We start from the raw sequence: 26,945 nt of genomic DNA, 5'->3' as shown, positions 1-26,945 counted from the left end.
TTTTTAGATGGTTTACTACTGATTAGTTTTTCTGTAGGAACTTGGGCTTAGGCCTGTGAAATCCTTGAAGGCTCTGGTAAAGTTGGATGGATTTTTGAAATTAAGGTCATTGCTTATTTCAATAATGCTTAAGTTACTTTTTAGAAGTAGTTCTTGGGCCTTTATCAATCTTAGTCTTTGTATATATTTCATAGGTGTGTATTGAAAGGTTTTGCTAAATTTATCATTTAGACTTGATTTTGAAATTTTAAATTTCTTAGAGATTTCTTCTAAGCTTATATCATTATCAAGATTTTCTCTCATATATATTTCAATTTCATTAACGAGTTCAGTGTGATTTATCTTAAAATAGTTCATCTTGTTTGGATTCATTCCTATTTTTCCAATCCTATAAATTAGCTCTAGGGTTAGCAATTTTATTAGTAAAAAATCTTCACTTTTTAGGGCTAGAATTAAGTTGTTGGCAAGATTTATTAGGCTTTTTTCTCTCATTACATAACCCATATTCTTTATATTTTTAAAGTTATAGAGGAATTTGCCAATGTAAGGGAAGAGATTGGAGTTTTTATCTAGGACTTTATCTAAGATTATAATATTAAAGGCCCTAGTTCTGTGGCTAGTTGTGAAGGAAAATTTCGATTCTGGTATAGATCTTCCTATAAAGAGTTCATTAGTTGTTATTAAGACCTTTGAATCTTTTATATAGGTAAAGTAGTTTCCCTCATAGCAATAGCCTATCCTATAACCTAAGCTGCCTTTTGAGGCTGAATTTTTGGCTTCATATTTTTTGTCAAGGCTAATATATAAGACAAAGACGCCAGGTATAAGCTCATAAGAAGTCATCTTATTTTCGGGATTTTCTATGCCTATGTAATTTATAATTCTAGGATCACTTGTTGGGAAGGATTCAAAGCCCCAAGATTTTAATCTAGTATCTTTCATTTACAAACTCCACTATATTTTCGTCAGTATTTTTGATAAATTCATAATCGTGGCTTATGATTATTATAGTTTTTCCAGCGATTTTCATTTGCTTTATTATGTCTATAAGCCTTTGCATATTTTCATAGCAAAGACCAGATGTTGGTTCGTCTAGGATGACTATTTTTTTGGGACTTGCCATTGCAAGACCTAGGGCAAGCCTTTGTTTTTCTCCGCCAGAAAGCCTTTGGGGATGACGGTCTTTTTTGTCGGCTAAGTTTAAAGTTAATAGGCTTTTTTCTATTAGATTCTTATCATCGCTTACAATTGCCATCTCCATTTCAACTGATTCTGTAAAAAGCTGGTAATTTACATCTTGCATGACAAGGGAAATATAGGCTCCATGATTTTTTATAAGCTTATTTTTATAATAGATTTTTCCATTTTGTTTTTTATTTAGACCACATAGGTTTCTAATAAATGAGCTTTTGCCTATACCATTAGCCCCGATTATAAAATATATACCAGGCTCAAAACTAATGGAAAAATCAAAAATTTGAGGAGAATCTTTGTAGGCACAAGAAAAATCCTTGCATAGTAGACCTTGCGTATTATCACAATTTTTGTCAAAGAGATTTTTTATTTGGTACTTATCAGACTTTAGGTCTTCTTTTCTTATTTCATCAAGAGTCCTTAATTTGTGGTCTTTTATGACTTTAGGAGTCAGTTGGTTTTTCGTGTATGTGATGGACTTTTTATTTTCTATTACTATTAGCTTATCTAAAATGTTTTTAAGATAATATAGCCTATGTTCAGCTATGATTATAATTTTGCCCATGCTTTTTAGGACCTCTAAGCAAGATGATAGCTTATTTATGGATTCCTTATCAAGGGATGCTGAAGGCTCATCAAAGATATAGACCTCATTATCCATAACAGCTACAGAAGTTATTGCAATTAGCTGTTTCTGACCACCTGATAGGGTGAATAAATCCTTATCAAGTAGGCTATCACTTGAAAGAAGCTTGCTATAGTAAGAAATCTTCTTATATATATTATCCCTAGGCTCATTTCTATTTTCCAGAGCAAAGGCTATTTCATCAAGAGAATTAACAGCATAAAACTGGTTTTTAGGATTTTGAAAAACTGTTGCTATGAAATTTGATCTACTACTTATATCCTTGTCCAAAAGTGATTTGCCATTTAAGAGCAAATCGCCAGTAAGCTTTGCCTTATCAACTTCCGGTATTATCCCATTTATACTTTTAATTAATGATGATTTGCCAGCACCTGATTTTCCGGTGATGACGTTTATTGTTCCTTTTTCAAATTTTATATTTATTTGATCTAGTATTTTATTTTCCTTGTCACTTTCCTTAAAGCTTAGGGAAAAATTTTTAAATTCTAGCATAATTTTATCCTTATAAATAAGCTTATTATAAATATTCCAAAGGCAAGAAGTATATAGTCTATGCTTCTTAGCTGAGCACTTGAAATTGATGATCTCTCGCCATCTACTTTCATTCCCCTGGTCATGGCTGATATAGCGACATTGTCGGCAGTTTGGGATGTAATCATAAGCAGCGGAACAAACTTGTATTCGATAAACCTTGACGGGTTTTTGAAAAAACTTTTTAGGGTTAAATCGTGCATATACATGGCTTCCCCGATGATTTTGTAATCTTGCTTGATGGAGTAGAAAAACCTAAACATGACAGAAATAGGGATTATGATTGTATTTGGCATTTTTATCTTTTGAAGGGAGTAAACAAGGTCGCTCATCTTTGTGGTGGTCATAGTATAATAACCCATAATAAGACCTGGTAGTATCTTAATTACTATGCCGGCATAGAGATTTAAAATCATTGCCCAAAAGCTATTTGGGAATTTTTCCATGATATTTTGCCCAAGAAAGGCTAAGCCAGTATAAAAAATACCCTTGGAGACAAGGGATATTTTTCTATCATATAGGGCGAAAAGATAGGGAAGGAGCGCTAGGAAGATACCCAGATAGTAGTACCTCCTAGCTAGTGAGCCTTCCATAGTGCTTATACCTATTATTAAGGTCAAAAAGAACTTGGTTCTAAAATCAATTTTCATTAAGCCATACCTGCTTTTTTGAAATGTTTATTTAATACCTTTATTCCTATGGTGCAACCCAGATAGCCACCGATCATTCCTAAGATTACAACAGGTAGGAAGGACCATGTAGGCATTACTGAGAGTAATTTTTCTACATAAGCTTCTCCATATCCTTGATCTATTAGGGATTTAGCGTAAGAATCTCTAGCTAGATACATAGGAATTAGATTTGCGGCTGCAAAAATCATAAAGACTGTATAGGTAACTCTTGCGGTTTTGATTGACTTATAGGAGCCAGTTTTTAAGATAAATTCACAGATTATTGATAAGATAATTATGGCTGGTAGAACAATTGCACCATGGCCAGACATAGAAAATACAAGGCCAAAAATTATACCCATAATCAAAACCATGCCAAACTTATTTATCTTTGTAGAATAAAGCATAAAGACAGGACCTGATACTAAGCCACAAGCAAAAGGGACAAGAGGCATTAAGACTGGCACAAAGCCAATCATACCTCCACACCAAGTAGCCATTACAGTAAGGAGTGAAAAAACTCCTGCATTTACTAAATCACGTATTCCAAATTTATTCATTATTTCCTCCTAGTAGATAAATTCTTCTGATTTTTTGGAAGATTCTATCATTTTTTTATAAGTTTTGCTGTTTTTAAGAAGGTCATCGTGCTTGCCGAAGGCTTCTATTTTGCCGTCATTCATAACAATTATCTGATCGACATTTTCTATTGATTTCATCCTGTGAGATATAATTATTACTGTCTTATTTTTTGTCAATTTGTTAAGGGATTCTTGGATATATTTTTCATTTTCTACATCAAGGCTTGCTGCTATTTCATCTAAAAGAATTATTTCGGCGTTTTTTAGAAAGGCTCTGGCTATTGATATTCTTTGCCTTTCTCCTCCAGATAGCTTGCTGCCATTTTCCCCTATTTCTGTTTGGTAACCATCCTTAAGCTTGTTTACAAATTCATCACAATTTGCAAGCTTAGCGGCTTTTAATACTTCTTCATCACTAGCATCAGCTTTTCCTATTCTAATATTATCCATGACAGAACCATTAAAGAGAATTACATCTTGAAAGACCATGGAAATATGCTTGAATAAATCAGCTGTATCTGTAGTTTTTATATCCTTATCACCAATAGAAATTATTCCTTTATCATAGTCGTATAGTCTAGCTATTAGCTTTATTAGGGTAGATTTACCACAACCAGATGGGCCAACTAGGGCGCTTGTCTTAGCTTGAAGGGCATTAAAGGAAATCCTATCTATTACCTTTTTATCATCAAGGTAGGAAAATTCCACATCTTTTCCTTCAATATCAAATGATTTTATATCAGCCCTATTTCCTTTTTTGATTTTTTCATTCCTAAGGGCCTTAATTTTTTCTATAGGGCTATCCATATACATTAATTCCCCATAGGCTTGGTTAAAGGCTGCCACTCCGTCAATAAGTCTTGCTCCTGCAAACAAGTAGCCTGCAAAGTATAAAATATTAATTTCTCCTGCCATAAGCTGTCCAAGTCCGACAAATATTACAAGGGCTATGGATAAGTTTGCAATAATAGTAGCTGATACGATCGGTATAACTTGTCCTAGTTCAGTCTTTATATGCTTCTTTTCAAGGTCTTTTACAAAGTTTCTTGCCTGTTTTTCCTTTTCATCTGATAGCTTGTAGGATTTGATTTCTGTAGACAAATCAATTAATTCTTGAAAAATTTTTGAGGACTTTCTTTGCTCTTGGTAATAGGTCCCGGTCGCTTTTATTTGCATTTTCCTTGAAAATAAATTTAAAATGATTGAAAAGCCAATAGGAATAATAACAGCAAGGCCTAGTTTGAAATTGCCAAGTAATAGTAATATGGAAATAAGAGCAAAATTGATCAAAAATCCATAAAAACTAGGTAGAGAATGACTAAGGCCATGCTCAATTGTATCTACATCCTTCATAATGGTTTGGGAAAGATCGGTGATATCTCTTCTTGAGTAGAAAGAAAGTGGTAATTCCTTGATGATTTCTATAAGCTCTATCCTTAGATTAGCTGATTCCTTGTAGGTTTCGTTGTAGGTTGTGATATAGTCTTTATTAATTATAAAAAGCATCACTAGGCCTATTATGAAAAATGCTAGAATTGAAATTGCTAGCTTCATATCACCAAGACCAAGCAAGCCCTGGAGGACATACATCAAAAGCATAATAGGTAGCATGTAGGAAAGGCTTTTGAGGGTTGAATATTTAATTGCAACTATAGCTCCTTCTGCACCCTTATCTGTTAGAGCGAAGCGGTTTTTAAGATATTTTTTCATTAATTTACCCTCCATTCGTTTGCAGTCTCATATAGGTCTACGAAGTTCTTGTATTTACCATTTTCTTTTATCAAGTTATCATGACTAGCTCTTTCTACAATCTTGCCATCTTCTACAAGGAGAATTTCGGAAGCTCCTCTAATAGAAGAAAGCCTATGGGCAATCATGATTGTAGTCCTGTCTTTAATTAGAGATTTAAAAGCGATTTGAAGTTCGTATTCATTCTCTGGGTCGGCAGCAGCTGATGCCTCATCTAAGATAATAATTTTAGGGTTTTTTAGGAAAATCCTTGCAATAGATATCCTTTGCTTTTCACCACCAGATAAGTTTATCCCATCTGCACCAATAACTGCATCATACTTATCCTTAAATTTTTCTATAAAATCATCGCATCTTGCAAGCCTTAAAGCCTCATAAACTTCATCCTTGCTAGCATCTTTTTTTGCTAGCCTTACATTATCAAAAATTGAAATGCCAGAAAAAAGTTGAGGATTTTGAAAAACTATGCCTATCTTATCCATTAAAGCATCTTTTTTATAGGAAGAAATATTTTTGCCTCCTATAAGAATTTCCCCGCAATCAACTGGATATAGGCCTGAAATAAGCTTAGCTATTGTAGACTTACCAGATCCAGAAGAACCAACCAGGGCATAGACCTTATCTTGGTCAAATTTGACAGAAAAATCCTCAAGGATTTTATGAGAGCCGTCATAAGAAAAATCCACATTTTTAAATTCTATATCGTAGGATGAAAAGTTTTCTTCCTTGCCAAAAGAGATTTCTTTGATTTTCATTTCTTCAAATAAACTCTCAAGATTGTCAACTGCAGAATTTGCTTGGAATATGTACATGGATACATACATGATTTTCATAGTGTTAGCAAAATACATCCCCATAAAAAGGGTGAAAAATAAAATTTTAGCAGCCCATATATGAGGATCTGCTCCCTTGCTTACCATAAAAATTGCAAGAAAAACTGGGCTTATGATGAAAATATTTAAAATCCATTGGAATAATACAAAGGGAATCCTACAAGACATAGAATATTTGTAGACCATATCTTTGTAAGTAAGGATTGATTGGTGAAGTTTCTTAAAACCTACAAGAGGTGCGTTAAAAATTTTGACAACTGGCATATTTCTAACATATTCCACAGCTCCTGCATTCATTTGATCAAGCTTATCCATATAAATCTTCATAAAAGATTGGTCACCCATCATATTTTTGATTAGAACTAAGGATATTCCTATAATGATTAGGAAAAATATTCCCAAATACATATCGATAATAAAAGTTAAAATAATCATAAAGATGGGAGTGAGTATTGCACAAGTCTGATCTGGTATAAGGTGGGCAACAATCATATGGGTTTGCTCGACATTGTTGTCAATTATTTTTCTGACCTGGCCAGAATCGTGGGTGTCAAAAAAGCTATTAGAAGCCTTTAACAAATGTCCTATTCCCTTTTCACGAAGTCGAGTTTCAAGCCTAAAACCAGCCAAATGACTCATCCATGTACCGGAAAAATAAAAAATTCCATAGCTGATAAATAGGATTAAGATTTTAGTAGGAAAATTTGCTAAGTTTTTCAAATCTTGTCCAATAAAAACGTTTTTTAGCAAAATCCAAATGAGATAATAAGCGTAAAATTCTAAGACTATGCCAAAAGCTGATAATATCACAGCTAATAATCCGTGGAATTTTCGCTCAGGCATATATGAAAATAATTTTTTATATAAGGTCATATCAAGCTCCTTTCATACTGATAATCAATATCATTATATAAGAAATTAAAAGTTTTGTCTTATCATAAAAAATAAATATGTCATAAATTTCAAAGAATATAAGATTAGTTAAAGAAAATAAGACTAAGTGAAAATAAGCTTAATTTATGCTTGCAAGTAGAATATAAGTTAACCTTGTAATTTCTAAGTGAATTTTAGTTTTTAAGGCTTAAAAAAAGAGAACAAATGTTCTCTCAGAGTGTAGACTTATTAATATATTTTTAAATACTTATATTTGGAATCCTGAATTCATGGGATTCTTCCTCACTTCGTTCGTCTGAATGACATCTGAAAATGACCTTGTCGATAGCTCGAGAACATATGTTCACTTTGTATTGATTATTAAATTTTATTCAAGGCTCATCTTGTATTAAGCAAGTGAAAATAAGCTCGTAGATACAGATTCTAATATGTTTTTTAAGAATAATAATTTTATTTTCTATTTTATCTCATCTCCCAAGTGCCTTAGTTTTTCTACTTGTTCTTCATGACCTAGGACTATTAGGACATCGCCAATCTTAAAGCTATAGTCAACTGGCGGATTAAAGAGCATTTTATTATCTTCTTTCTTTTTTATAGCAAGGATGGTAAGGCCTGTTTTGTTTGGTATTTGGGCCTCTAGGAGGTTTTTATTTTCTAGGTAGGATCCTCTGTGGACTATTACTTCTTCTAGGTCTAGCTCCAGATCACCTACTTTGGTCACCACATCCAAAAAGGCCATTATATTTGGCTTGGTTATGAGAGAGGCCATCCTCTTGCCGCTTATTTCTATGGCTGAGATGGTTTTGTTGGCGCCGACTTTCATTAGCTTCTTGCTGCCTGATTTTGTGATGGCATTTGAGATTATATAGATATCCTTATTCATGTGTCTGGCTGTAAGGACTGTTACGATATTATCTACCTCTGTATCAAGGGTTGAAATTAGGCCCTTGGCCCTTGCTATCCCTGCCTGGTTAAGGATGTCTTCTTCTGTAGATTGGCCTTCTATTACTAGGATATCGTGGTGACTGTAATCGTCTAGGTCCGCATGATCATTTGTTATTACCACGAAATTTTTCTTCTCCTTTATAAAGTTATCTATGATGACTTCTGCTAGCTCTCCTGACCCACATATTATGTAGTGGTCCTTTAGGGCCTTAATTTTCTTTTCCATCTTATTTCCCTTCCATAAATCTCCGATTTTTCCTTCTATAAACATGGCTACAACTGTTGTGAAGGTGTAACCAACTATGCCTACTCCCATAAAGATCATAAATATCGAAAATAGCTCTGAGGCATCATTTGTCGTGCCCACCTCGCCGAAGCCTACTGTCGATATGGTTATAACTGTCATGTAGAGGGCATCTATCATGTCTACCTCAGCAAGGGACATATAGCCCATAATTCCCACGATTAACAAGCTTATGAAGGCTATTATTATAAGCTTGAGTTTCCTTTTATCTTCCATAAGAACCTCTCCTTTATTTGATTATAGTATATTTTTAAATAAAAAGCTAGAGGAGGAAATTTTTGGGTATTAACTAGTAAAAGAGAGGTGGATTTATGAAAAATTTTAAAAAGATGCTTCCATATTTGTTAATCGATGCTGTGGCATTTTATATATCACCAAAGCTTATGATAGACACAGGCTCTGCCATGTTTCTCTTGCTCTTAGTAATACCGCTAATTTGTCTTTTTACAGCTCTAATTTATACCTACAAAAATAATTTTTCCTGGGCTTATCCAATCCTGGTCATGGTTCTTTTTGTCCCATCGGTCTTCATTGACTATAATGATAGTGCCTTTATTTATACCTTTATTTTTGGTGGGATAAGTTTAATAGGTTCATTTGTTGGTAAGCTTTTTAGCAGTTATAAATAAAGGATGATAATTTATGAAATTAATGAAATCTTTCCCAGATGGAACCTTGATAGTTCCCATGTTTATATCAGCCCTTATAACGACCCTTCGTGCCTGATTTATTTAAGATTGGGGGCCTAACTGAGTCCATATTTTCGGGAGTTTCTATGAATTTCCTCTTGGCAAGTGCTGTGTTTTTGTCAGGAACTCTTTTAAATTTTTCAGTCCTTGGTCATGTGATCAAAAGATATGGGCTTTTAATCCTGACTCGCCTTATCTTTAATACGATCTTTGGGGTAATCTTTGCTAAATTTTTTGGCCTAGCAGGTATCTTTGGCATATCATCAATTGCCTTTATAGTATGTCTTACAAGCCTTAATCCGACTATATTTCTAGCAATTGTAAATGACTACGGCGATGAGACTGACAAGGCGGCCTTTGGGATTTTATCCCTTGTGGCAAGTCCGGTTATACCTATGTTTATCTACGGGCTTACAAGTCCTACAGACCTTGATCTCATGCCAATTATCTCGACCATGATTCCCCTAGGTGTGGGAGTTATTATAGGAAATCTTGATAAGGAACTTGCAGACTTTTTGGGCTCTGGCATGTCCTATATAATATTTTTCCTAGGCTGGACTGTGGGGGCTTCTATAAATTTACTAGATGCTTTAAGTGCTGGCCTTTCAGGCCTTGTTATGATAATTTTTTATTATCTAATAAGCTTTGTCCCTTTATTTATCATCGAGAGATTTTTTATGAAAAGAAAGGGGATTTCAGCTGTAGCCATGTCAACCCTAGCAGGAGTGTCAGCTTCTGTGCCAATGCTTATGGCAGGGTCAAACCCAGAACTTGCCCCTTACGCAGGATCAGCTGCTGCCATAGTGAGCCTTTGTGTGGTCTTATCGGCTATAATTAGCCCAAGCCTTGCCAAAAAACTCCATAAATAAAAAAATCCTCTAGCTAGGCTAGAGGTATTTTTATACAAATAAGCTTGCTCCTGGTCCTAGTGGAATTTTGAAAATCATCCACACTATTAATAGGATGGTCCAGAAGATTAAAAATGCTATGGAATAAGGAAGCATGGTTGATATTAGGGTACCAAGGCCTCTTTCCTTATCATATTTTTGCATGAAGACTACAATCATGGCAAAGTAGCTCATAAGCGGGCTTATGATGTTGGTTGATGAGTCTGCAATCCTGTAGGCCATTTGGCTAAGCTCTGGTGATAGGCCTAGGCCATAAAACATTGGCACAAAGATTGGGGCCATGATTGCCCACTTGGCAGAGGCCGAACCTATGAAGAGGTTGATAAAGGCTGATAGGATTATAAATAAAATTATAAGCCCAATGCCTGATAGGCCTATTGATTCCAAAAATTCTGCACCCTTGACAGATAGGATGGTGCCAAGGTTGGTGTAGGCGAAAAATGCTACAAATTGAGCTGCAAAGAAGGATAGGACTAGGAAGCTTCCCATGGATTCCATGGACTTGCTCATTGATGCAACGAGGTCCTTTGAGTTGTTGATTTTTCCTACAGTCTTACCAAAGATATAACCTGGTATCAGAAACATTAGGAAGATCGCAGCGATTAGCCCCTTTGATAGGAAGGCATCTAGGGTCATATTTCCCTTTGCGTCAGCTTCTCTAAGGATTGCCCCTTGTGGGATTGTCAAAAATCCAAGGACAATTAAGAAAATTCCAAGGCCTATTAGGGAATTCCTAAGGGCCTTTCTTTCAAGGTCTGTAAGTGGGGCATCTTCGTGGATATAATCTCCTGTGTAGGTGCCCAGGTTTGGTATTACGATTTTTTCTGTAACGACAGTTCCTACTATAGTTAGGATAAAGGTTGAAACAAGAAGGAAATACCAGTTGCCAGCTACATCCACACTTGCAGAAATATTGGCAGCCCTTAGGGCCTCGTTGGTGATGCCTGATAGAAGGGCATCGGTTGGGCCAAAGATGAGGTTTGCTGAAAAGCCTCCAGAAACACCTGCAAAGGCTGCAGCAAGACCTGCAATTGGGTGCTTGCCAGCTTGGGCAAAGATCATAGCCCCAAGAGGGATTACAACTACATAGCCTGCATCAGATGCGATATTTGACACGATTCCTGCAAAGACTACAGCCCCTGTAAGGATGAGGGATGGGACATTTGATAGCATCCTTCTAAGACCTGCATCAAAAAATCCTGCATCCTCAGCTACTCCCACTCCAAGCATAGCCACAAGGACAATTCCAAGGGGAGCAAAGGATGTGAAGTTTGGCACAAGGGATGAGAACATATAGCGGATGCCCTCAGGAGTTAAGAGGCTGATAGCTTTTATAGTTGCCTCGCTTTCTTCCTTGGCATCATAATAATTCACGGTAACTCCTGCAGATGCACAAATTTGAGCAATCACTGCAAGAATAGCAATCATGATTACAAAGATAATAGCCGGATGGGGAAGAGCATTGCCCACTCTTTCTATCTTAGCTAAAATCCCGCCCGACTTCTTCTCGGGAGATTTTTTTATTTTATTCATATTTTTCCTTTCTATTATTATAAAAATTATTGAATAAATTCATACCCTTTTTTATACCAGTTATTGGCTTTTATGTCAATCTATTAGAATGATTGGTAAATTTAACCAATAAAAAACAAAGCTTAAGCTTAGGGTCATTTTGATAAAAAGGACATATAAAGATAAATTTTTTAACCTTTTATTTTTCAATTTTAACCTTTTATCAGAAAATCAATGCATAGTTTTGAAATTGATATTATGATATAAGCAGGAGGTAGGGATGAAAGTTGACATAATTATTGATGAAACCATCGAAGAAACCCAGGTGAAAATATTTGCCAAGGAGTATTCTAAGGAAGTCGAAACCATAAAAGATTTGCTATCTGATAGATTAGTTGACAAGCTTGTGGTTTTTCGTGATAAGGAGGTTTTCATACTTTCCTATGAAGAAATTATAAGAATCTTCGCCCAAGATAAAAGTGTTTTTATAAAAACAAGGAACGGAACTTTTTCATCAAGACTTGCTATTTATGAATTAGATCAGAAACTTGATAAAAGGAAGTTCATCAGAATATCTCGTTCAGACATTGTAAATCTCGACTTTGTCAAAAAGCTTGACTTATCTTTTACAGGAACAATCGCTGTGGAACTTAAAAACGGAGATGTTGCTTATGTATCTAGGAGAAATTTAAAAGAATTTAAGAAGGCTCTTGGCCTATAGGAGGACTTATGGAAAAATTTAAAAATTTATTAGGTGGATTCTTGGCTGGTGTAGGAATAGGTTCCTTAATTGAGGCAATTTTATCTATGATAATTAAAGAAAATTTAGTTGGTGTTCCAGACTTTGTAGCAAGTCAAGCGCCAGGTTATGCAAAAATTATCCAATGCCTAGTTTATGGTGGCTTTGGTTTGGTATCTGTCCTAATGGACAATATTTTCAAAAACAAGAATAGGGCGGCTTATTTAAGACATACCATCCATTTCTGTGTAATGCTTATCTATTTTATTTGTGCAGGACTTTACCTAAAATGGTTTAATTATGATTTCTCTATTGTAAATTCCGCTATCTTCTTTGTTGGAATTTATTTATTAATCTCTTTCGCTTTTTATATTTCTGAAAAAAATATGATAGGAAAAATCAACAATAAATTATAAAAACACAAAAATGGTCCCAAATTCGGGATCATTTTGCTTTTAAATTTAATTGTCTTATAGTATTAGTTTAAATTCAGGTTTTAGCTCCTAGATTTATATGGGAAAAATAGGATAGGCAAGAGCACAGCCATCAAACTTATCTTGCTTTCCATAAGATTGGTTGGTGGAACAATTGAAATTCAAATAGAATAAGCCCCGATATGGGGCTTTTAGTTTATTAAATTTTTATCTATTATAAGTTAAGATCTATTTCATAAGTCCTCTTGGCCTTTTTAAATAAAAATTCACCAGCTCTTACACTGGCTAGGCACTCGGCCCTATTTCTTATGGCTTCATAAGGGCTGTCTGCGTCTAGAACTATAAAATTGGCTGGCTTTCCAAGATCTAATCCATAAGTTTCTTCTAAATTCATGGCCTTGGCCCCATTTATGGTTACAAGGTCCAAATTTTTGTCAAAATCTTCTTCCTTCATGAGCTGGGCCATGTGGATGCCATTATCTAGGATATTCATGAGGTTACCATTGCCTGCTGGATACCAAAGGTCAACTATGGAATCTTGGGCAAAGCATACATTTATATCATTATCTACAAATTCACGCACCCTAGTAAGGCCCCTGCGTTTTGGATAGGTGTCAAGTCTAGCTTGAAGGTAGGCATTTTCTGTAGGAAGGGCTACGAAATTCATCTTTGACTTCCTAAAAAGCCCCATCATCCTAAAGGCATAGGCATTGTCAGCTGACCCAAAGGAGCAGGTGTGGCTGGCAGTGACCCTTTTTCCTATATTATGGATTAGGGCTTCTGCATTTAAAGTTTCTACAAAACGTGCCATTGGGTCGTCTGTTTCATCGCAGTGTACATCGACAAGCTTGTCATATTCTAGGGCAAGCCTTACTATTTCCTTGATGGATTTTTCGCCAAGCTCACGGGACCATTCGTTGTGAGGAATGCCTCCAACCACATCAGCTCCTAGCTTTAGGGCTTCTTCGACTAAGTCCCTACCAGTTTTGCCAGCTTCCTTATAGGAATACATGCCATTTTGAGGAAATGCTACGACTTGGATGGTAATCTTATCTTTAAGTTCATCCCTGACTTCAAGGGCTGCTCTTATTCCTGTCAGATTTGGGTCTGTACAATCAGTTTGGGCACGGATATATTGGGTGCCGTGGCTGGCACACTCTAGGACAGCTGCTCTTATCCTTTCCTTCATTTCTTCCTTGCTAGTTCCTTTTTTGAAATCATTCCAAATATCAATGGCCTCAAAAAGAGTTCCCGACTCATTTTTGGCCTTGTCAGTCTTTCCAACCATATAATAGTCTAGGTGGAGGTGGCTATCGACATAAGGTGGAATTATAAGAGATCCTTCAAGGTCAATGATTTGGTCAGCATCTCCTAAGTCCTTGCCAAAGTCTGTAAAAACTCCATCTTCCACAAGGATTTCGCTAGCATCCTCATGATTATAAATTACTGCATTTATAAATTTCTTTTTCAATTTCATCACCCCAATTAAAAGTATTTACATATATTATATCACAAAAGAGCGAGCCTATGCTCGCCCCCTTTTTAATATTTTGGCCTAGCCTTGTAGGAAGTGTGAAGAAGCTCGTGGGCCTTTTCTGATCCTGGCCTTTCAAGGAATTCTTGGTAAAGGATTTTGATAGATGGGTTTTCGTGGGACTTTCTTAGGGTCTTTTTCCTATCGATTCCATAAAGGCCCTCGGCTCGTTTTTTGATAATACTTAGGTCACCCTTGTGGAAAGGCTGGCCGCCGCCTGCTACACACCCACCAGGGCAAGCCATAACTTCGATGGCATGGATATTTTCCTCGCCGCTTCTTATCTTTTCTAGAAGCCTTCTGGTATTGCCCAGACCGCTTACTACCGCTATGTTAAGCTCTTTTTCTCCGATTTTTACAGTAGCCTTCTTGCTTCCCCTAAGACCTCTGAGGTCTTTAAATTCGACTTCTTCGAGAGGCTGTCCGGTGAGGGTGTCGGCAGCAGTTCTTAGGGCTGCTTCAATTACACCGCCGCTTGCCCCAAAGATGGTACCGGCCCCTGTTGATTCCCCCAAAGGATTATCAAAGTCGTCCTCATCGAGATTTACAAGGTCGATTCCGCTTTCTTTTATCATTCCAGCAAATTCTCTTGTACTTATAACTATGTCAACATCAGAAAGGCCCTCGTTATAAAGCTCATCTCTCTTGGCTTCATATTTTTTGGCTATACATGGCATAACTGAGACAACTGTCATGTTTTCAGGCCTTATGCCGACCTTCTTAGCATAGTAGGATTTGGCAATGGCCCCAAACATTTCGTGCGGACTCTTGCAGGATGAAGGGATGTCGATTAGGTCTGAAAATTGGCTTTCCATGAAATTTACCCAGCCTGGACAGCAGGAGGTAAGGATTGGAAGCTTGCCATGACCATGAAGCCTTTCGACAAGCTCGTTAGCTTCTTCCATTATGGTTAAGTCTGCTGCGAAATTTGTATCAAAGACCTTGTCAAAGCCTAGTTTTCTGAGGGCTGTGACCATTTTTCCTGTCATAGGTCTTCCGGGTTCTTCTCCAAATTCTTCACCAAGAGCCACCCTAACAGCTGGAGCTACCTGGACAATGACCATCTTCTCATCATCCTTCTTATGTAAAAGCTTCCAGACATCAGCTACATTTGACTTTTCTGTAAGGGCACCTGTCGGGCAGACTGCCAGGCACTGGCCGCAGAAGGTGCAGGTTGTCTCAAACATTGGCCTGTTAAAGGCAGAGCCCACATGGGTCTTAAAGCCACGACCGATTTCTGCAAGGGCGCCCACAGTTTGGACCTCGTTGCACATGGTTTCGCAGCGCTTGCAAAGGATGCACTTGTTTGGGTCCCTGACTAGGGAATAGGAAGAGCTATCTATTGGTAAGTCTTTTTTCTCGCCTGGATATTTTATCTCCCTAATATTTAAGTCGCTTGCAAGCTTTTGGAGCTGGCAATTGAGGTTTTTGGCACATTTTAGACAGTCATTTGGATGGTCAGAAAGTAAAAGCTCGACAATTACCCTCCTAGCCCTGACAACTCTGCTTGAATCTGTAGAAATCTCCATCCCGTCCTTGGCAAAGGTCGCACAGGAAGGGACTAGCTTACCTTTTTTCAAATCTTCCACCAAACACACCCTGCATGAGGCGATTTTATTTACAAAATTCACCCCGGATAAATCCATGTGGCAAAGGGTAGGAATCTTTATATTTAGCCTTCTAGCGGCCTCTAAGATGGTAGTTTTTTCTCTGACTTCTATTTCTTTATTATTTATTAAAATCTTTGGCATATTTCCTCCTATCCTAGGCTAATGGCTGAAACTGGACAGTTGGCCATGCAAGTTCCGCACTTGATGCAGGCATCCTGGTTGATTATATGCTTGGCCTTTTTCTCTCCACTAATAGCTTCTACAGGACAAGATCTAGCGCACTTGCCACAACCGATGCACTTATCTGTGATCTGGTATTTTAAAAGGTCCTTGCACCTGCCAGCAGGGCAAGTTTTATCGCCCGTAACATGGGCAAGGTATTCATCGTAGAAATAGTGGAGGGTAGATAGGACTGGATTTGGACTAGCTTGGCCAAGGCCACAAAGGCTTGCATCAGAGATGATTTCTGATAATTCCTTAAGCTTATCTAGGGTTTCGACACTTGCCTTGCCAGATGTGACTAAATCAAGCATCTCAAGGAGTCTCTTGTTGCCAATCCTACAAGGGGTGCACTTACCACAAGATTCATCACAAGAAAATTCTAGGAAGAACCTTGCCACATCGACCATGCAGTCGGTCTCATCCATTACAACCATGCCACCAGAGCCCATGATTGAGCCAATGGCCTTGAGAGATTCAAAGTCACAAGCCGTATCAAAAAGCCTTTTTGGGATGCAGCCGCCAGATGGTCCACCGGTTTGGACAGCCTTAGCCTCCCTGTCATCAGTGATTCCACATCCTATGTCATAGACAATGGTCCTAATAGGAGTGCCCATGGCTACTTCCACAAGGCCAGAATTTTTAACCTTGCCTGAGAGGGCAAAGACCTTGGTGCCTGGAGATTTTTCTGTGCCGTAGGCCCTGAAATAATCTGCTCCCCTTAGGATGATTTGGGCCACATTGGCAAGGGTTTCGACGTTATTGATTACAGTTGGCTTGCCCCAAAGGCCCCTGACTGTGGTCCTGTATTCCTTATTTCTAGGCTGGCCACGCTTGCCCTCGATTGATTCCATAAGGGCAGTACCCTCTCCGCAGACAAAGGCCCCAGCCCCTAGTCTTAGCTCTATATCAAAGGAAAAATCAGACCCCATTATATTTTCTCCCAAGAGATTTAAGTCCTTGGCAGCCTTGATAGCTATATCTAGAGATTTGACAGCCTTAGGATATTCGGCCCTAACATAGATAAATCCCTTATTTGCCCCCACAGCGTAGCCTGCTATGGCCATAGCTTCAAGGACGGAGTGGGGGTCATATTCAAGAACAGACCTGTCCATAAAGGCACCAGGATCTCCCTCATCGGCATTGCATATTATGTACTTGGTAGGATTATCTTGCCTAAAGGCTGTATCCCATTTGCGACCTGCCGGAAAACCAGCACCACCACGGCCCCTAAGTCCAGAATCTGTAAGGACCTGGATAATTTCTGCCCTATCCATGTCAAAAAGTGCCTTGGCAAGGGCAAAATAGCCATCACGGCCTATGTATTCTTCAATATCAGCAGGATCGATTATGCCACAGTTTCTAAGGACAAGCCTTACTTGCTTTTTGTAAAAATCTCCCCTAAGCCTTATATCTTCGCCGTCTATCTCGTAAGAGTCATCATCTTTTATCCTGGAAATGAGCTTGGCAAGGCCCTTCTCTTTTATTTTATTAAGGTCAACTTTCATAAACTTCCCCCAAGGTCTCTTTAATTATCTCATCTGCCATAGATGGGTCAGCTTGACTGATAATTTTGTCATTATCGATGCTTACCACAGGTGCCTTGCCGCATTCTCCAATGCATCTGGCCTCTACCAGCGAAATCTTGCCATCAGCTGTAGTTTCGCCCACTCCTATGCCAAGTTTTTTAGAAAGCTCTGCCAAAATCTTATCAGAACCCTTGACATAGCAGGCAGTGCCAAGGCATACACAAATCTCATGGTCTCCCTTCGGTATTAGAGAAAACTGGGAATAGAAGGTGGCAACCCCGTAAATTTCTGAGGAATGGACACCCATCCTAAGGGCCATCATATCAACGATTTCTTCAGGTATGTAGGTGAAAAGTTCCTGAGCCTTTTGAAGGATTGGCATAATAGCGCCCTTCCTGTCCTTGTTATGATCTAAAAAGGCCAAAAACTCATCAAGCTTTTCCTGATCTTTTTTTAAACAAAATCCCATAGACAAACTCCTTTCATCGTATTCTTAATTTCATTGTATCATATTAAAAGTCTTATGAAAACTATTTCATTATATATTATTTTAATCACTAGGATTGTTATTATAATAGAATCTTAGAATACATAGATAAATAAATAACGATTTCACAAAAGGAAAAGAAAAAGCAGGATAACTCCTGCTTTTATTATAATCCAATGCTTAGAACCTAGAATCCCTTGTCTCGAGCGATAAACCCCTTGTCTCGAGCGAAGTCGAGAGACCTATTACGAATACTAAAATTCTAAAACATCTTACTTACGACATTTTTGCTTATACGAAGGCTCTATAAAAATTTTCTTGGATTTAAGCGGTTCTTTGTTTCTTGCTTGGTCTAATAGATTCCTCCGCTCGCTTCGCTCGGTCGAAAAAAGGGGTGTGGTACTTCGTTCGGTCGAAAAATGGTTTTTAGTTTATTTTTATAAAGTTATTTACTCTCTATATCCTTAAGCAAAATTACCACCCACAAAGATAGGATATTCTACTCCATCCTTGTAGCCTTTTATTTCAAGATCACTTGTTCCTACCATGAAGTCTTCGTGGATTAGAGAATCATTTAGGCCGGCGCTTTTTACCTCATCATCAGCTAATTCTGTTCCACCTTTGACACAGGTAGGGTAGGCTTTGCCTAGGGCGAAGTGGCAGGAGGCATTTTCGTCAAAGAGGGTGTTGTAAAATAGGATATTTGAGTTAGAAATTGGGCTATCATAAGGCACTAGGGCGATTTCTCCCAGGTATTTTGAGCCCTCATCAGAATCTAACATCTTAGCTAGGGTATCCTTGCCCTCCTTGGCATCAAAATCAATAACCTTGCCATCTTTGAAGGTAAATTCAAAGTTATTTATTACTACGCCGTTATAAACAAGAGGTTTAGATGCAACAAGTCTGCCGTCTACGCCGTCATAGAGTGGGGCGGTGAAGACTTCTTCTGTAGGCATATTTGGTATGAAGGCATCTCCCTTGGCATTGGTTGATCCTGCACTCATCCAGATGTGGTCTTTTGGTAATTTAACCTTAAGGTCTGTGCCATTGGCTGCCTTATAGGTCACATAGTCAAATTGGTGGCTGTTTAAAAATTCTGCCTTTTCATTTAAGGTAGCGATGTGATTTTCCCAATTAGCCTTTGTTTCTTCCCAAGAATCAGCAACTCTAGATACATCAAGGATAACATCCCATAGCCTATTTACTGCTTCTTCACCCTTAAGGTCAGCAAAGACCTTTTCTGCCCATTTGACAGATGGAACAGAGATAACAAGCCAAGATACGATGTCATTCATGGTGTATTTTACAAAGTCCTTCATCTTTAGGGAACGTGATCTGATAGCCTCAGAAATTTTTGCCTCATCAAGACCAGCCAAGAGGTCTGGGTCTTCAGAAACTATAGAAATCCTGTTTGACTTCTTCTCAGCTATTTGGTAGCGGCTCTTTTCAACCATCCAGTCAGGAACCTCGTTAAGAGTCTCCTGGCTCTCATATTCGTAGGAAAGTCTAGTAAGGGTATCATCAACCCAATTTATAGAAACCTTGCGAGCCCCCTTTTCATAAGCAGCCTTAGTCATAAGACGGGCAAGTTCAGGCGCTTCCACAGGGCTAGTAATTAAAACATCCTCGCCCTCTTGCACATTAACACCAAACTCAACAGCAAGCCTGGCAAAATTTTCAATTCTTTTATTCATAATCTTCTCCTAACATATTAATCTAATCTGATTATACCTTATCTAAGCTAGATATGGGATATGACAGCCGCAAGGTCTTTCGATGTGACATCTCTAGGCTCCAATCTCGAATCAAATAGAATAATAGAGTATAATGAAATAGTTATCATCATTCCCTTTAGCATGGAAGGGAGGTGAGATCATGCGAGAATTCTTGGAATTCATTTTGTCTATTATAGCGAGTGTAGTTGGTTTCTATATTTGCAAATGGCTAGATAGCAAAATAAATGATGATAATTAGCCTAAATAAAAAAAGACGAGCCCGAACCGCTCGTCTTTTTTTGGTTGAGACCATGTAATATTCTTGGAATTCATGGTTAATATTAATATACCAATATTTAAGAAAAATTCAATAACAAGCCCAATCAGAAAACAACCTCATCTCCCAAGGCAATATCAAAGTACCGCACACCTATCTCGAACGAAGGTGAGAGATCTCATGGTTCTTTACATCAAGGGTTTTGTAATTACATCGTCATTAGCTAACTACTTCCCACAAAAAACCTTTTAATAGTAAAAATCTTTATCAAAGCCAAGAAAGGGATATAATATAAATAAGAAAGCAAAATTTACTAGGTAAATTTTAAACGGAACGTAATTTTTTCGACAAAGCACTCCTTCTCTAGATTACGCTCGGGATAAATTTCGTAGTGCTGTGCCGAAAAAATTACATAAGGTTCTTCATCAATCTATCTTCGTAGCTTCGCTACTCGATATATTGTGAAGACCATAAAATTTTTAATTTTAATAGGAGAAGTAAATGAAAAAAAGAAACGAAGTTGACCCAAAGGAAATTTGGGCTATTGAAGATTTATATGCTACAGATGAAGCCTTTTATGCTGATATAAAAAAACTTGGCGCTATGGCTGATAAATTCAAGGAAGATTTCAAAGACCTAAAGACTGCTGATGATGTCTATAAGTCACTTGAGGCCTATGCTGAGATTTCTGGTCTTACAGATAGGCTTGGTACTTTTTCTGGAATTTCTAAGGAAACAGACGCCACAGACGATGCTATGGCCAAAAGAGATGCCAAATTTGGAAGCGAGTATGCAAAAATTGCAGCCACTCTATCTTTTTATGACTCAGCCCTAGTCAAGGTTGACCCACAAATCTTAGACCAAGTGGCCAAAGATCACCCAGGCTATGAATATTACCTAAAAAGGGTAAAGGATGAGGCTAAATACCTCTTAGATGAGAATACAGAAGCAGCCCTAGCAGCCCTTGCCCCAACTTTTGATGCCCCATATGTAAATTACAATGATATGCGCTATGGTGATATGAAATTTGAAAATATAAATCACAAGGGCGAGGAAGTTGTCCTAAACCACAACACTTTTGAGGAATACCTAGAAGGCGAGACAGACACAGAGCTTAGACGTAAGGCTTTTGCAGATTATCACAAGGTCCTAGGAGCTTATCAAAACGCAGATGCATCAGTCTACAATACCCTTATCCAAAACGAAAAAATCATGGCAGACCTTCGTGGTTACAAGTCAGTATTCCATTATCTCTTAGCCCGCCAAGATGTGGACTTTGATATTTATGAAAACCACATCGACATAATCATGGAAAAACTTGCCCCAATCATGAGAAAATATGCCACAATTATCAAAAACCACTATGGCCTAGATGAAATGACCTATGCAGACCTAAAACTAGCCATAGACCCAGATTATGAGCCACAGGTATCAATTGACCAGGCTAGAGATTATATAGTAGATGGCCTATCACCACTAGGCGAAGAATATATCGGCTACATGAAAAAGGCCTTTGCTGACAAGTGGATAGATTATTCACAAAACATAGGCAAGAGAACTGGTGCCTTCTGCGCATCCCCTTATGGATCTCATCCATTTATCATGACCACCTACAACAATTCCATGAGCCAAGTCATGACCCTAGCCCACGAACTAGGTCACGCAGGCCAAGGAATCTTGTCAAATGACAATCAAAATGCCCTATCAAATGACATGTCCATGTACTTTGTAGAAGCTCCATCCACAGCCAACGAAATAACCATGGAAAGATACCTCCTAAAGAAGGCAGAAGATGACAGGGAAAAACTTTGGGTCCTAGCCACAATGATAGGCAAGACCTACTACCACAATTTCGTAACCCACTATCTCGAGGCAGCCTTCCAAAGAGAAGTCTACAGGAGAGTAGACAAGGGTGAAAGCCTAGGAGCAGAAGACTTTAATGCCATCTTTAGGGAAAAACTTGAAGAATTCTGGGGAGATTCTGTAAAACTAAACGAGGGAGCAGAACTCACCTGGATGAGACAACCACACTATTACATGGGTCTTTACTCCTTCACCTACCAAGCAGGTCTTACAGTAGGAACAGCCATATCAGAAAAAATTGTCCACGGCACAGAAGCAGACAGAAAAACCTGGCTAGAAGTCCTAAAAATGGGTGGATCACGTGGTCCAATAGAGCTAGCTAAGGCTGCTGGAGTAGATATGTCTACCACTAAGCCAATAGAAGATGCCATCGACTTTATCGGGGAAATTGTTGATCAGATTGATGAATTGATGGGTAAGCTTGATATGTATAAATAAAGGGGTTTTCCCATCCGAGATAATGGTAGTAAAAACTTTGTTAGCAAAGTTTTTACGGTTTTCAAAATTTCTCAAGGTGCAATGCACCGCAGAAGAAATTTATGAAAAACCTTATGTAATTTTGAACTAGCCCGTCCGGCTCGGGGAGGACCGATGTGAAGAATAGGAGCATTGATTGTAAAAAGATTACGTTCTCTACAAAATTTTCTCGAAAATTTTGCGTTTATTTGTTTTTAATAACAAATTCTATATCTTTTATATGTTTGCTTTATTTACAATTGAATCTTCGTTTCTAGGGGAGGCGAGTGAGGACCCTTCCGCATGGGTCCTCACTCGCCTCCCCTAGGACCCCTCTCGGCTACACCCCACAAGCGGCCCCTTAGCGGGGAGCGGGATTAGTAAGTTTGCCTTTGGCAAACTTTTCGATTGATTAGAGAAACTTTATTCAGAGTTTATTTTAACGTCTAACTAGGGCTTTGTTTAATAAATAGGAAACTCTTCTTGTCATTCTAACGAGTGTAGGGAGGAAGAATCCACATAGTCTTCTTGTGTGAATCTATAAGCAAATCATATAACACCATCATAAATCTAAGCTCTTATCTCAGGGCTTAGATTTTTTTAATACAATTTTTCCAGTAATATGACAAAAATAGTCAATATTTTTAAAGTTCTAGAGGGCTACATTTACACGTTTTTTAGTTGTTTTCATCTCGACTTGTAATATCCCTAAAAAAATTGTTAATTTATTTAGGGAAAGTCGATGTTAAATTCGTGTTAAGTCCTGTAATCAAGCCGGTTTGGTCCTTGAATTGTTTTCCCTATTCCGGTATGATATTTAACGTATGAATTTAGAATTATTTTAATATATATTGTAATAATTAAATGTAAATAAAAGAAAGGAAATCTATGAACAAGAAACAAAATCTTCTAGCCATAGCCATATCCGCCTCCTTTATTATAGGTGGGGCAAATGTGGCTCAAGCTAGTGAGAATACAACAGCTCCGGTTGTTGAAGAAGAAAATATCGATAGTCAAGTCGATAAAAATGTAGTTGAAAACAATCCAGCAGCAACAACTCCTCAAAAAACCGAGAAAGATGAGGAAGGCAAAGATGCTGGAAAAGGAGAGACTGTATCAGATAGCACAGCACAAAATAATAAGGAAATAACAGCTGATTCTACAAGTAGGTCAGCTAATATAAACGAAAATGCTAAAGCTGAGCCAGCTTCCCTTCAAATTGGTGAAGAAAGAACTCCAGCTGCTCAAGGTGCTGGGGAAACAGAGGCTAAAAAAGATATACACATTCAAAAAGCAGATGACCCAAATTATGGCAAGGATGAAGCTAAAATCCAAGACTATAATGGCAGCAACCGTTATAAGGAAACCGACCTCCAACCAGGAGATACCAATCAAAGCTTAGTTAAGACTGATGAAAAGGTAGAAAAAGACGGTTTTAAATTTGAACTCAAAAATCCATCAGCCACATCACCAAGCAAGACTGAATATGGTTACGAAATTACCATAGACAAGAAGACGGGCCAAAGAACCTATACTAAGATTACTGTAACTGATTCTGGTCTTATTTCTGTTAATCCTGGAGACAAGCCAATGATGGGTCAGGGAGAAAAGTTAACTGCTGGATCTCCTGGGATAACCTATAAGCCAAATGAAAATACAGAGTTAACAGCTAGTGTGCGACAAAGAAACTTAAACTACGAAGCAAGTAAAGAAACCTTAGAACATATCAATAATAAGGACAATGAGTCCACTTCCTTTGGTTTTGAGGATAACTACACTAAAGAGAATCCTAAACCTCAGTTTTTCGGAGGAAACTTTTCTATAACTTACAAGGTCAACCCATGGCCAAATGAAAATGATAAGCTAGAGCTATTAAAATTAAATGGAAAATACAATGAAAAAGTCTTTGTCCAAGGCCAAGAAATAGACACTGGTATCAAGGTAGATAATATAGACGAAAGTGCCAAGGAAAGATTAGTTGGTCAAGTATACAATCCTGTTACAGGTAAAGTTGTCCCAGGAGCAAGTGCCTATATTGGAAAGAATGGCAATATCCACATCCAAATGCCAAAGGGCGCTCTAAAGAAGGATGATAATGGCAAAACTGTAATTGATGAAGAATCAGTCTTTAACACTCCTGACTACAAGGGAATCCAATCCTTAGATGTTAAATTCTTCGCCCGTCCAAGAACGGCTGATGAATTTAAAGCTATAGCTCAAGCGCCTAAAAATGAATGGGATAAAGGAACCTATGTAGGAACAGGTGCAGGCTCTGAAGACATTAACCACAAAGGAAAAAATGTCACAATCGACAAGCAAGGCATCGACCGCTACGACCATTACAACCTAATCGGTAATTTCAAGCTAAACCTAGATGATACAAGATACTATGACCAAAAGTTCGAAGATGGGAATGGTGATGATACCTCTAAGGTAACATCATCAGGAGTAAAACCGGGCGAGCCTTTTAAGGTAGGTATAGTAGAGCCAGAAAACCCAGGTGAAACTGACAAGTCTGCTGATGAAATGAATGAAGCCCAAAATAAGGGAGAAGCATCTGGTAAGCTCATTATGGACTTTATAGAACGTGAAAATAAGGGTAAGGCACCAGAAGACCAATGGAAGGTAGACGTAGATCCTAAGGACATCTCAAACTTCACTATCACTCCACCAAAATCAGCCAAGGCTGGTGATTTTGTTGCAATCCCTATTGAGTACACCTACACAAATGGTTCAAAAGACACTCACTGGTTCCACTTTGTTGTACAAGAATCAACCTACATCAAGCCAGAATATGACGCCCAAGTAAACTTCCCTACAAAGGAACAAACATCCCCTGCTACAGTTACAGAAGATGGTAAGAGGATAACACCAGATCACTATACTCTTCCAGATACTCTAGAAACTGATGGGGAAGGCAATAAACTAGCTACAGATGATAAGGGAAATAAGTGGACTGTAAAAGTTGATGAAACAACAGGTCAGGTTACTGCAAAACCAGTAAACCCACTAGACTTTGACGGTGGTGAAAAACTTACAGTACCAGTAGTAGCTCACTATGTAGATGAACAAAAACCAGGCGAAGATATAACAGAAGAAGTCAATGCTTATTTCGTAATAGAGGAAAGAGCAAATATGACTGCTCGTTACAATGCTAAGGCAGGTAAGTCAGGCGATAAGCTTTCATCAGATGTAATCCTAAACACAGAAGATAAGTACAACAGAAGACCTGGCAAATACACCCTAGAATCTAACACCTATGTAGATGATAAGGGTAATACATGGAATGTCACAATAGATGAAAATACAGGTAAGGTAACTGCAACTGTACCAAATGAAGAAGAAGGCAAGAAAATTGACGGAGCCCTCCTAAATGTACCAGTCACAGCTCATTATTATGAAGAAGATGGCAAGCTAGAAGTAGGCACAAAGAAAACAGAAGCTCAATTTATGGCCTATGGTACAAATGGAAAAGTTGAAAAAACAGTAGAAGTTCCTTTTGAAACCAAGGTAGAAAAAGATCCAAATCTTAAAAAAGGTGAAATCAAAGTCATTACCGAAGGTAAAAAAGGATCTAAGAAAGTAACTTATACAATTGAAGATTCAAAAATTGTAAAAGAAGAAGAACAAGAATTAGAAGCACCACAAGTTAGAGAAATTCACGTAGGTGAAGGTGTAAATGACGGTACTCACAAGATTGAAGAAAAGGTTGAAGTAGGATTTGAAACTGAAATCCAATTTGACGACAGTCTTGCTCCAGGCGAAACCAAAGAAATTCAAAAAGGTGAAGCCGGAGAAAAGAAGAGAGATATTACTCTTACAATTGAAGATGGCAAGGTAACAAAGACTGAAACAGGTGAGTTTACTGAAACTAAGGCTCCTAAAAAGAGAATTATAAAAGTAGGTAGGAATACCGAAGGCAAGGTAGAACACAAGGAAGAACTACCATTCAAATATAAGGTCGAAGAAGTAGACACACTTAAAAAAGGTGAATACAAAATTGTAAAACCAGGTAAGGTTGGAACAAAGACTACAACTTGGACAATTAAGAATTCTCAAATTGATGGTAAGCCTACTGAAACAATAGATCCAGCAGAAGATGCACTTATCCAAGTAGGTAAGGGAACTAATGATGGTACTCACGAAGTAACTGAAAAGAAAAATATAGATTATAAAACAATAATCGAATATGATGAAAACCTTGATGCTGGCCAACAAGAAGTTGTTAAAGAAGGAAATCCAGGAGAACAAGAAAGAACAAACACTCTTGTAATCAAGGATGGCCAAGTAACAGAAACTAAAGAAGGCGAATTCAAGACAACTAAGGAAGCTACTGACAGGGTTATAAAAATCGGTACAAAACCAGTTACAAAAGTTGTAGAAAAATCATTCAACACTGAATATGTTTATGACGAAAACCTTGAATCTGGTAAGACTGAAGAAGTAACACCAGGTAAAAATGGCAAGGTAACTATTACAACATCTTATGACAAGGACCAAAAGAAGGTTGTTACTTCTGAAACAGAAGAGGCTGGTCAAAATAGAGTTGTTAAAATCGGTGGTAAGACTAACGGAACTGAAAAAGTTAAGGAAGAAATTCCATTTGAAGTAGAAGTTAGAAAAGA

General features: G+C 37.8%; 19 protein-coding genes. 6 read left to right on the top strand and 13 right to left on the bottom strand.

Annotation, left to right across the window (positions count from 1 at the left end; genetic code table 11):
• Nucleotides 1–15: 15 nt before the first annotated feature.
• From RRB46_RS08810 to RRB46_RS08780, 7 genes are all read right to left on the bottom strand, one after another.
• Nucleotides 16–942, bottom strand: coding sequence for an AraC family transcriptional regulator (locus tag RRB46_RS08810; protein WP_311538233.1), 927 nt, complete (start codon nucleotides 940–942; stop codon nucleotides 16–18).
• Nucleotides 929–2,332 (bottom strand): ABC transporter ATP-binding protein, encoded by a 1,404-nt coding sequence (locus RRB46_RS08805; RefSeq protein WP_311538232.1) that lies wholly within the window; start codon nucleotides 2,330–2,332, stop codon nucleotides 929–931. Before RRB46_RS08805 ends, RRB46_RS08810 begins: the two co-directional genes overlap by 14 nt.
• On the bottom strand, nucleotides 2,326–3,021 hold the full coding sequence (locus RRB46_RS08800; protein WP_297690187.1) for an energy-coupling factor transporter transmembrane component T: 696 nt from the start codon (nucleotides 3,019–3,021) through the stop codon (nucleotides 2,326–2,328). The genes RRB46_RS08805 and RRB46_RS08800 overlap by 7 nt, the downstream gene beginning before the upstream one ends.
• Nucleotides 3,021–3,602, bottom strand: a complete 582-nt coding sequence (locus RRB46_RS08795; protein ID WP_296128809.1) for an MptD family putative ECF transporter S component — start codon at nucleotides 3,600–3,602, stop codon at nucleotides 3,021–3,023. The genes RRB46_RS08800 and RRB46_RS08795 overlap by 1 nt, the downstream gene beginning before the upstream one ends.
• A 9-nt stretch (nucleotides 3,603–3,611) precedes the next feature.
• Nucleotides 3,612–5,333, bottom strand: coding sequence for an ABC transporter ATP-binding protein (locus RRB46_RS08790; RefSeq protein ID WP_311538231.1), 1,722 nt, complete (start codon nucleotides 5,331–5,333; stop codon nucleotides 3,612–3,614).
• Nucleotides 5,333–7,078: an ABC transporter ATP-binding protein gene (locus RRB46_RS08785; RefSeq protein WP_296128813.1), complete on the bottom strand. Its 1,746-nt coding sequence runs from the start codon at nucleotides 7,076–7,078 to the stop codon at nucleotides 5,333–5,335. Before RRB46_RS08785 ends, RRB46_RS08790 begins: the two co-directional genes overlap by 1 nt.
• Before the next feature lie 478 nt (nucleotides 7,079–7,556).
• Complete coding sequence (locus RRB46_RS08780) at nucleotides 7,557–8,564, bottom strand: TrkA family potassium uptake protein (RefSeq protein ID WP_296128816.1); 1,008 nt, start codon at nucleotides 8,562–8,564, stop codon at nucleotides 7,557–7,559.
• A 95-nt stretch (nucleotides 8,565–8,659) separates the two neighbouring features.
• Here RRB46_RS08780 and RRB46_RS08775 point away from each other — a divergent pair, with 95 nt between their 5' ends.
• Both RRB46_RS08775 and RRB46_RS08770 read left to right on the top strand, forming a co-directional pair.
• The gene (locus tag RRB46_RS08775; RefSeq protein WP_296128819.1) at nucleotides 8,660–8,977 is read left to right on the top strand and encodes a hypothetical protein; all 318 of its coding nucleotides are present in this window, start codon (nucleotides 8,660–8,662) and stop codon (nucleotides 8,975–8,977) included.
• Between the two features lie 146 nt (nucleotides 8,978–9,123).
• Nucleotides 9,124–9,906 (top strand): 2-keto-3-deoxygluconate permease, encoded by a 783-nt coding sequence (locus RRB46_RS08770; RefSeq protein ID WP_311538230.1) that lies wholly within the window; start codon nucleotides 9,124–9,126, stop codon nucleotides 9,904–9,906.
• A 30-nt stretch (nucleotides 9,907–9,936) separates the two neighbouring features.
• Here the strand turns inward: RRB46_RS08770 and RRB46_RS08765 are convergent, their stop codons facing one another.
• Entirely contained in the window at nucleotides 9,937–11,478 is a 1,542-nt protein-coding gene (locus tag RRB46_RS08765; protein ID WP_311538229.1) for an AbgT family transporter, read from the bottom strand.
• A 259-nt stretch (nucleotides 11,479–11,737) separates the two neighbouring features.
• On the opposite strand from RRB46_RS08765, the gene RRB46_RS08760 reads away from it, so the two are divergent.
• Together RRB46_RS08760 and RRB46_RS08755 are read left to right on the top strand one after the other, a co-directional pair.
• The gene (locus RRB46_RS08760; RefSeq protein ID WP_311538228.1) at nucleotides 11,738–12,178 is read left to right on the top strand and encodes a LytTR family DNA-binding domain-containing protein; all 441 of its coding nucleotides are present in this window, start codon (nucleotides 11,738–11,740) and stop codon (nucleotides 12,176–12,178) included.
• Between the two features lie 8 nt (nucleotides 12,179–12,186).
• A complete protein-coding gene (locus tag RRB46_RS08755; protein WP_311538227.1) occupies nucleotides 12,187–12,612 on the top strand; it encodes a DUF3021 domain-containing protein in 426 nt (141 codons plus the stop codon).
• A gap of 232 nt (nucleotides 12,613–12,844) precedes the next feature.
• Here RRB46_RS08755 and RRB46_RS08750 read toward each other — a convergent pair whose 3' ends face one another.
• The 5 genes from RRB46_RS08750 to RRB46_RS08730 all read right to left on the bottom strand — a co-directional run bounded on the left by RRB46_RS08750 (nucleotide 12,845) and on the right by RRB46_RS08730 (nucleotide 19,703).
• Entirely contained in the window at nucleotides 12,845–14,107 is a 1,263-nt protein-coding gene (locus RRB46_RS08750; protein ID WP_311538226.1) for an amidohydrolase family protein, read from the bottom strand.
• Nucleotides 14,108–14,172: 65 nt separating this feature from the next.
• Nucleotides 14,173–15,915 carry an NADH-dependent [FeFe] hydrogenase, group A6 gene (locus tag RRB46_RS08745; protein ID WP_311538225.1) on the bottom strand — a complete coding sequence of 581 codons (1,743 nt, stop codon included), beginning with the start codon at nucleotides 15,913–15,915 and terminating at the stop codon, nucleotides 14,173–14,175.
• Between the two features lie 8 nt (nucleotides 15,916–15,923).
• Nucleotides 15,924–17,501 (bottom strand): NADH-ubiquinone oxidoreductase-F iron-sulfur binding region domain-containing protein, encoded by a 1,578-nt coding sequence (locus tag RRB46_RS08740; RefSeq protein ID WP_311538224.1) that lies wholly within the window; start codon nucleotides 17,499–17,501, stop codon nucleotides 15,924–15,926.
• On the bottom strand, nucleotides 17,491–17,991 hold the full coding sequence (locus tag RRB46_RS08735; protein ID WP_311538223.1) for an NAD(P)H-dependent oxidoreductase subunit E: 501 nt from the start codon (nucleotides 17,989–17,991) through the stop codon (nucleotides 17,491–17,493). The genes RRB46_RS08740 and RRB46_RS08735 overlap by 11 nt, the downstream gene beginning before the upstream one ends.
• 482 nt (nucleotides 17,992–18,473) lie before the next feature.
• Nucleotides 18,474–19,703: an aminopeptidase gene (locus RRB46_RS08730; RefSeq protein ID WP_311538222.1), complete on the bottom strand. Its 1,230-nt coding sequence runs from the start codon at nucleotides 19,701–19,703 to the stop codon at nucleotides 18,474–18,476.
• Nucleotides 19,704–20,502: 799 nt separating this feature from the next.
• On the opposite strand from RRB46_RS08730, the gene pepF reads away from it, so the two are divergent.
• Both pepF and RRB46_RS08720 read left to right on the top strand, forming a co-directional pair.
• Nucleotides 20,503–22,302, top strand: coding sequence for an oligoendopeptidase F (gene pepF / locus RRB46_RS08725; protein WP_311538221.1), 1,800 nt, complete (start codon nucleotides 20,503–20,505; stop codon nucleotides 22,300–22,302).
• Nucleotides 22,303–23,208: 906 nt separating this feature from the next.
• Nucleotides 23,209–26,945: adhesin domain containing protein (locus RRB46_RS08720; RefSeq protein WP_311538220.1), on the top strand; the 3,737-nt coding region annotated here is incomplete at its 3' end.

This window comes from uncultured Anaerococcus sp. (assembly GCF_963512375.1).
Classification (GTDB): Bacteria; Bacillota; Clostridia; order Tissierellales; family Peptoniphilaceae; genus Anaerococcus.
Note: the sequence above shows the minus strand (reverse complement) of the source record. Positions and strands in the feature narration are given on the sequence as shown.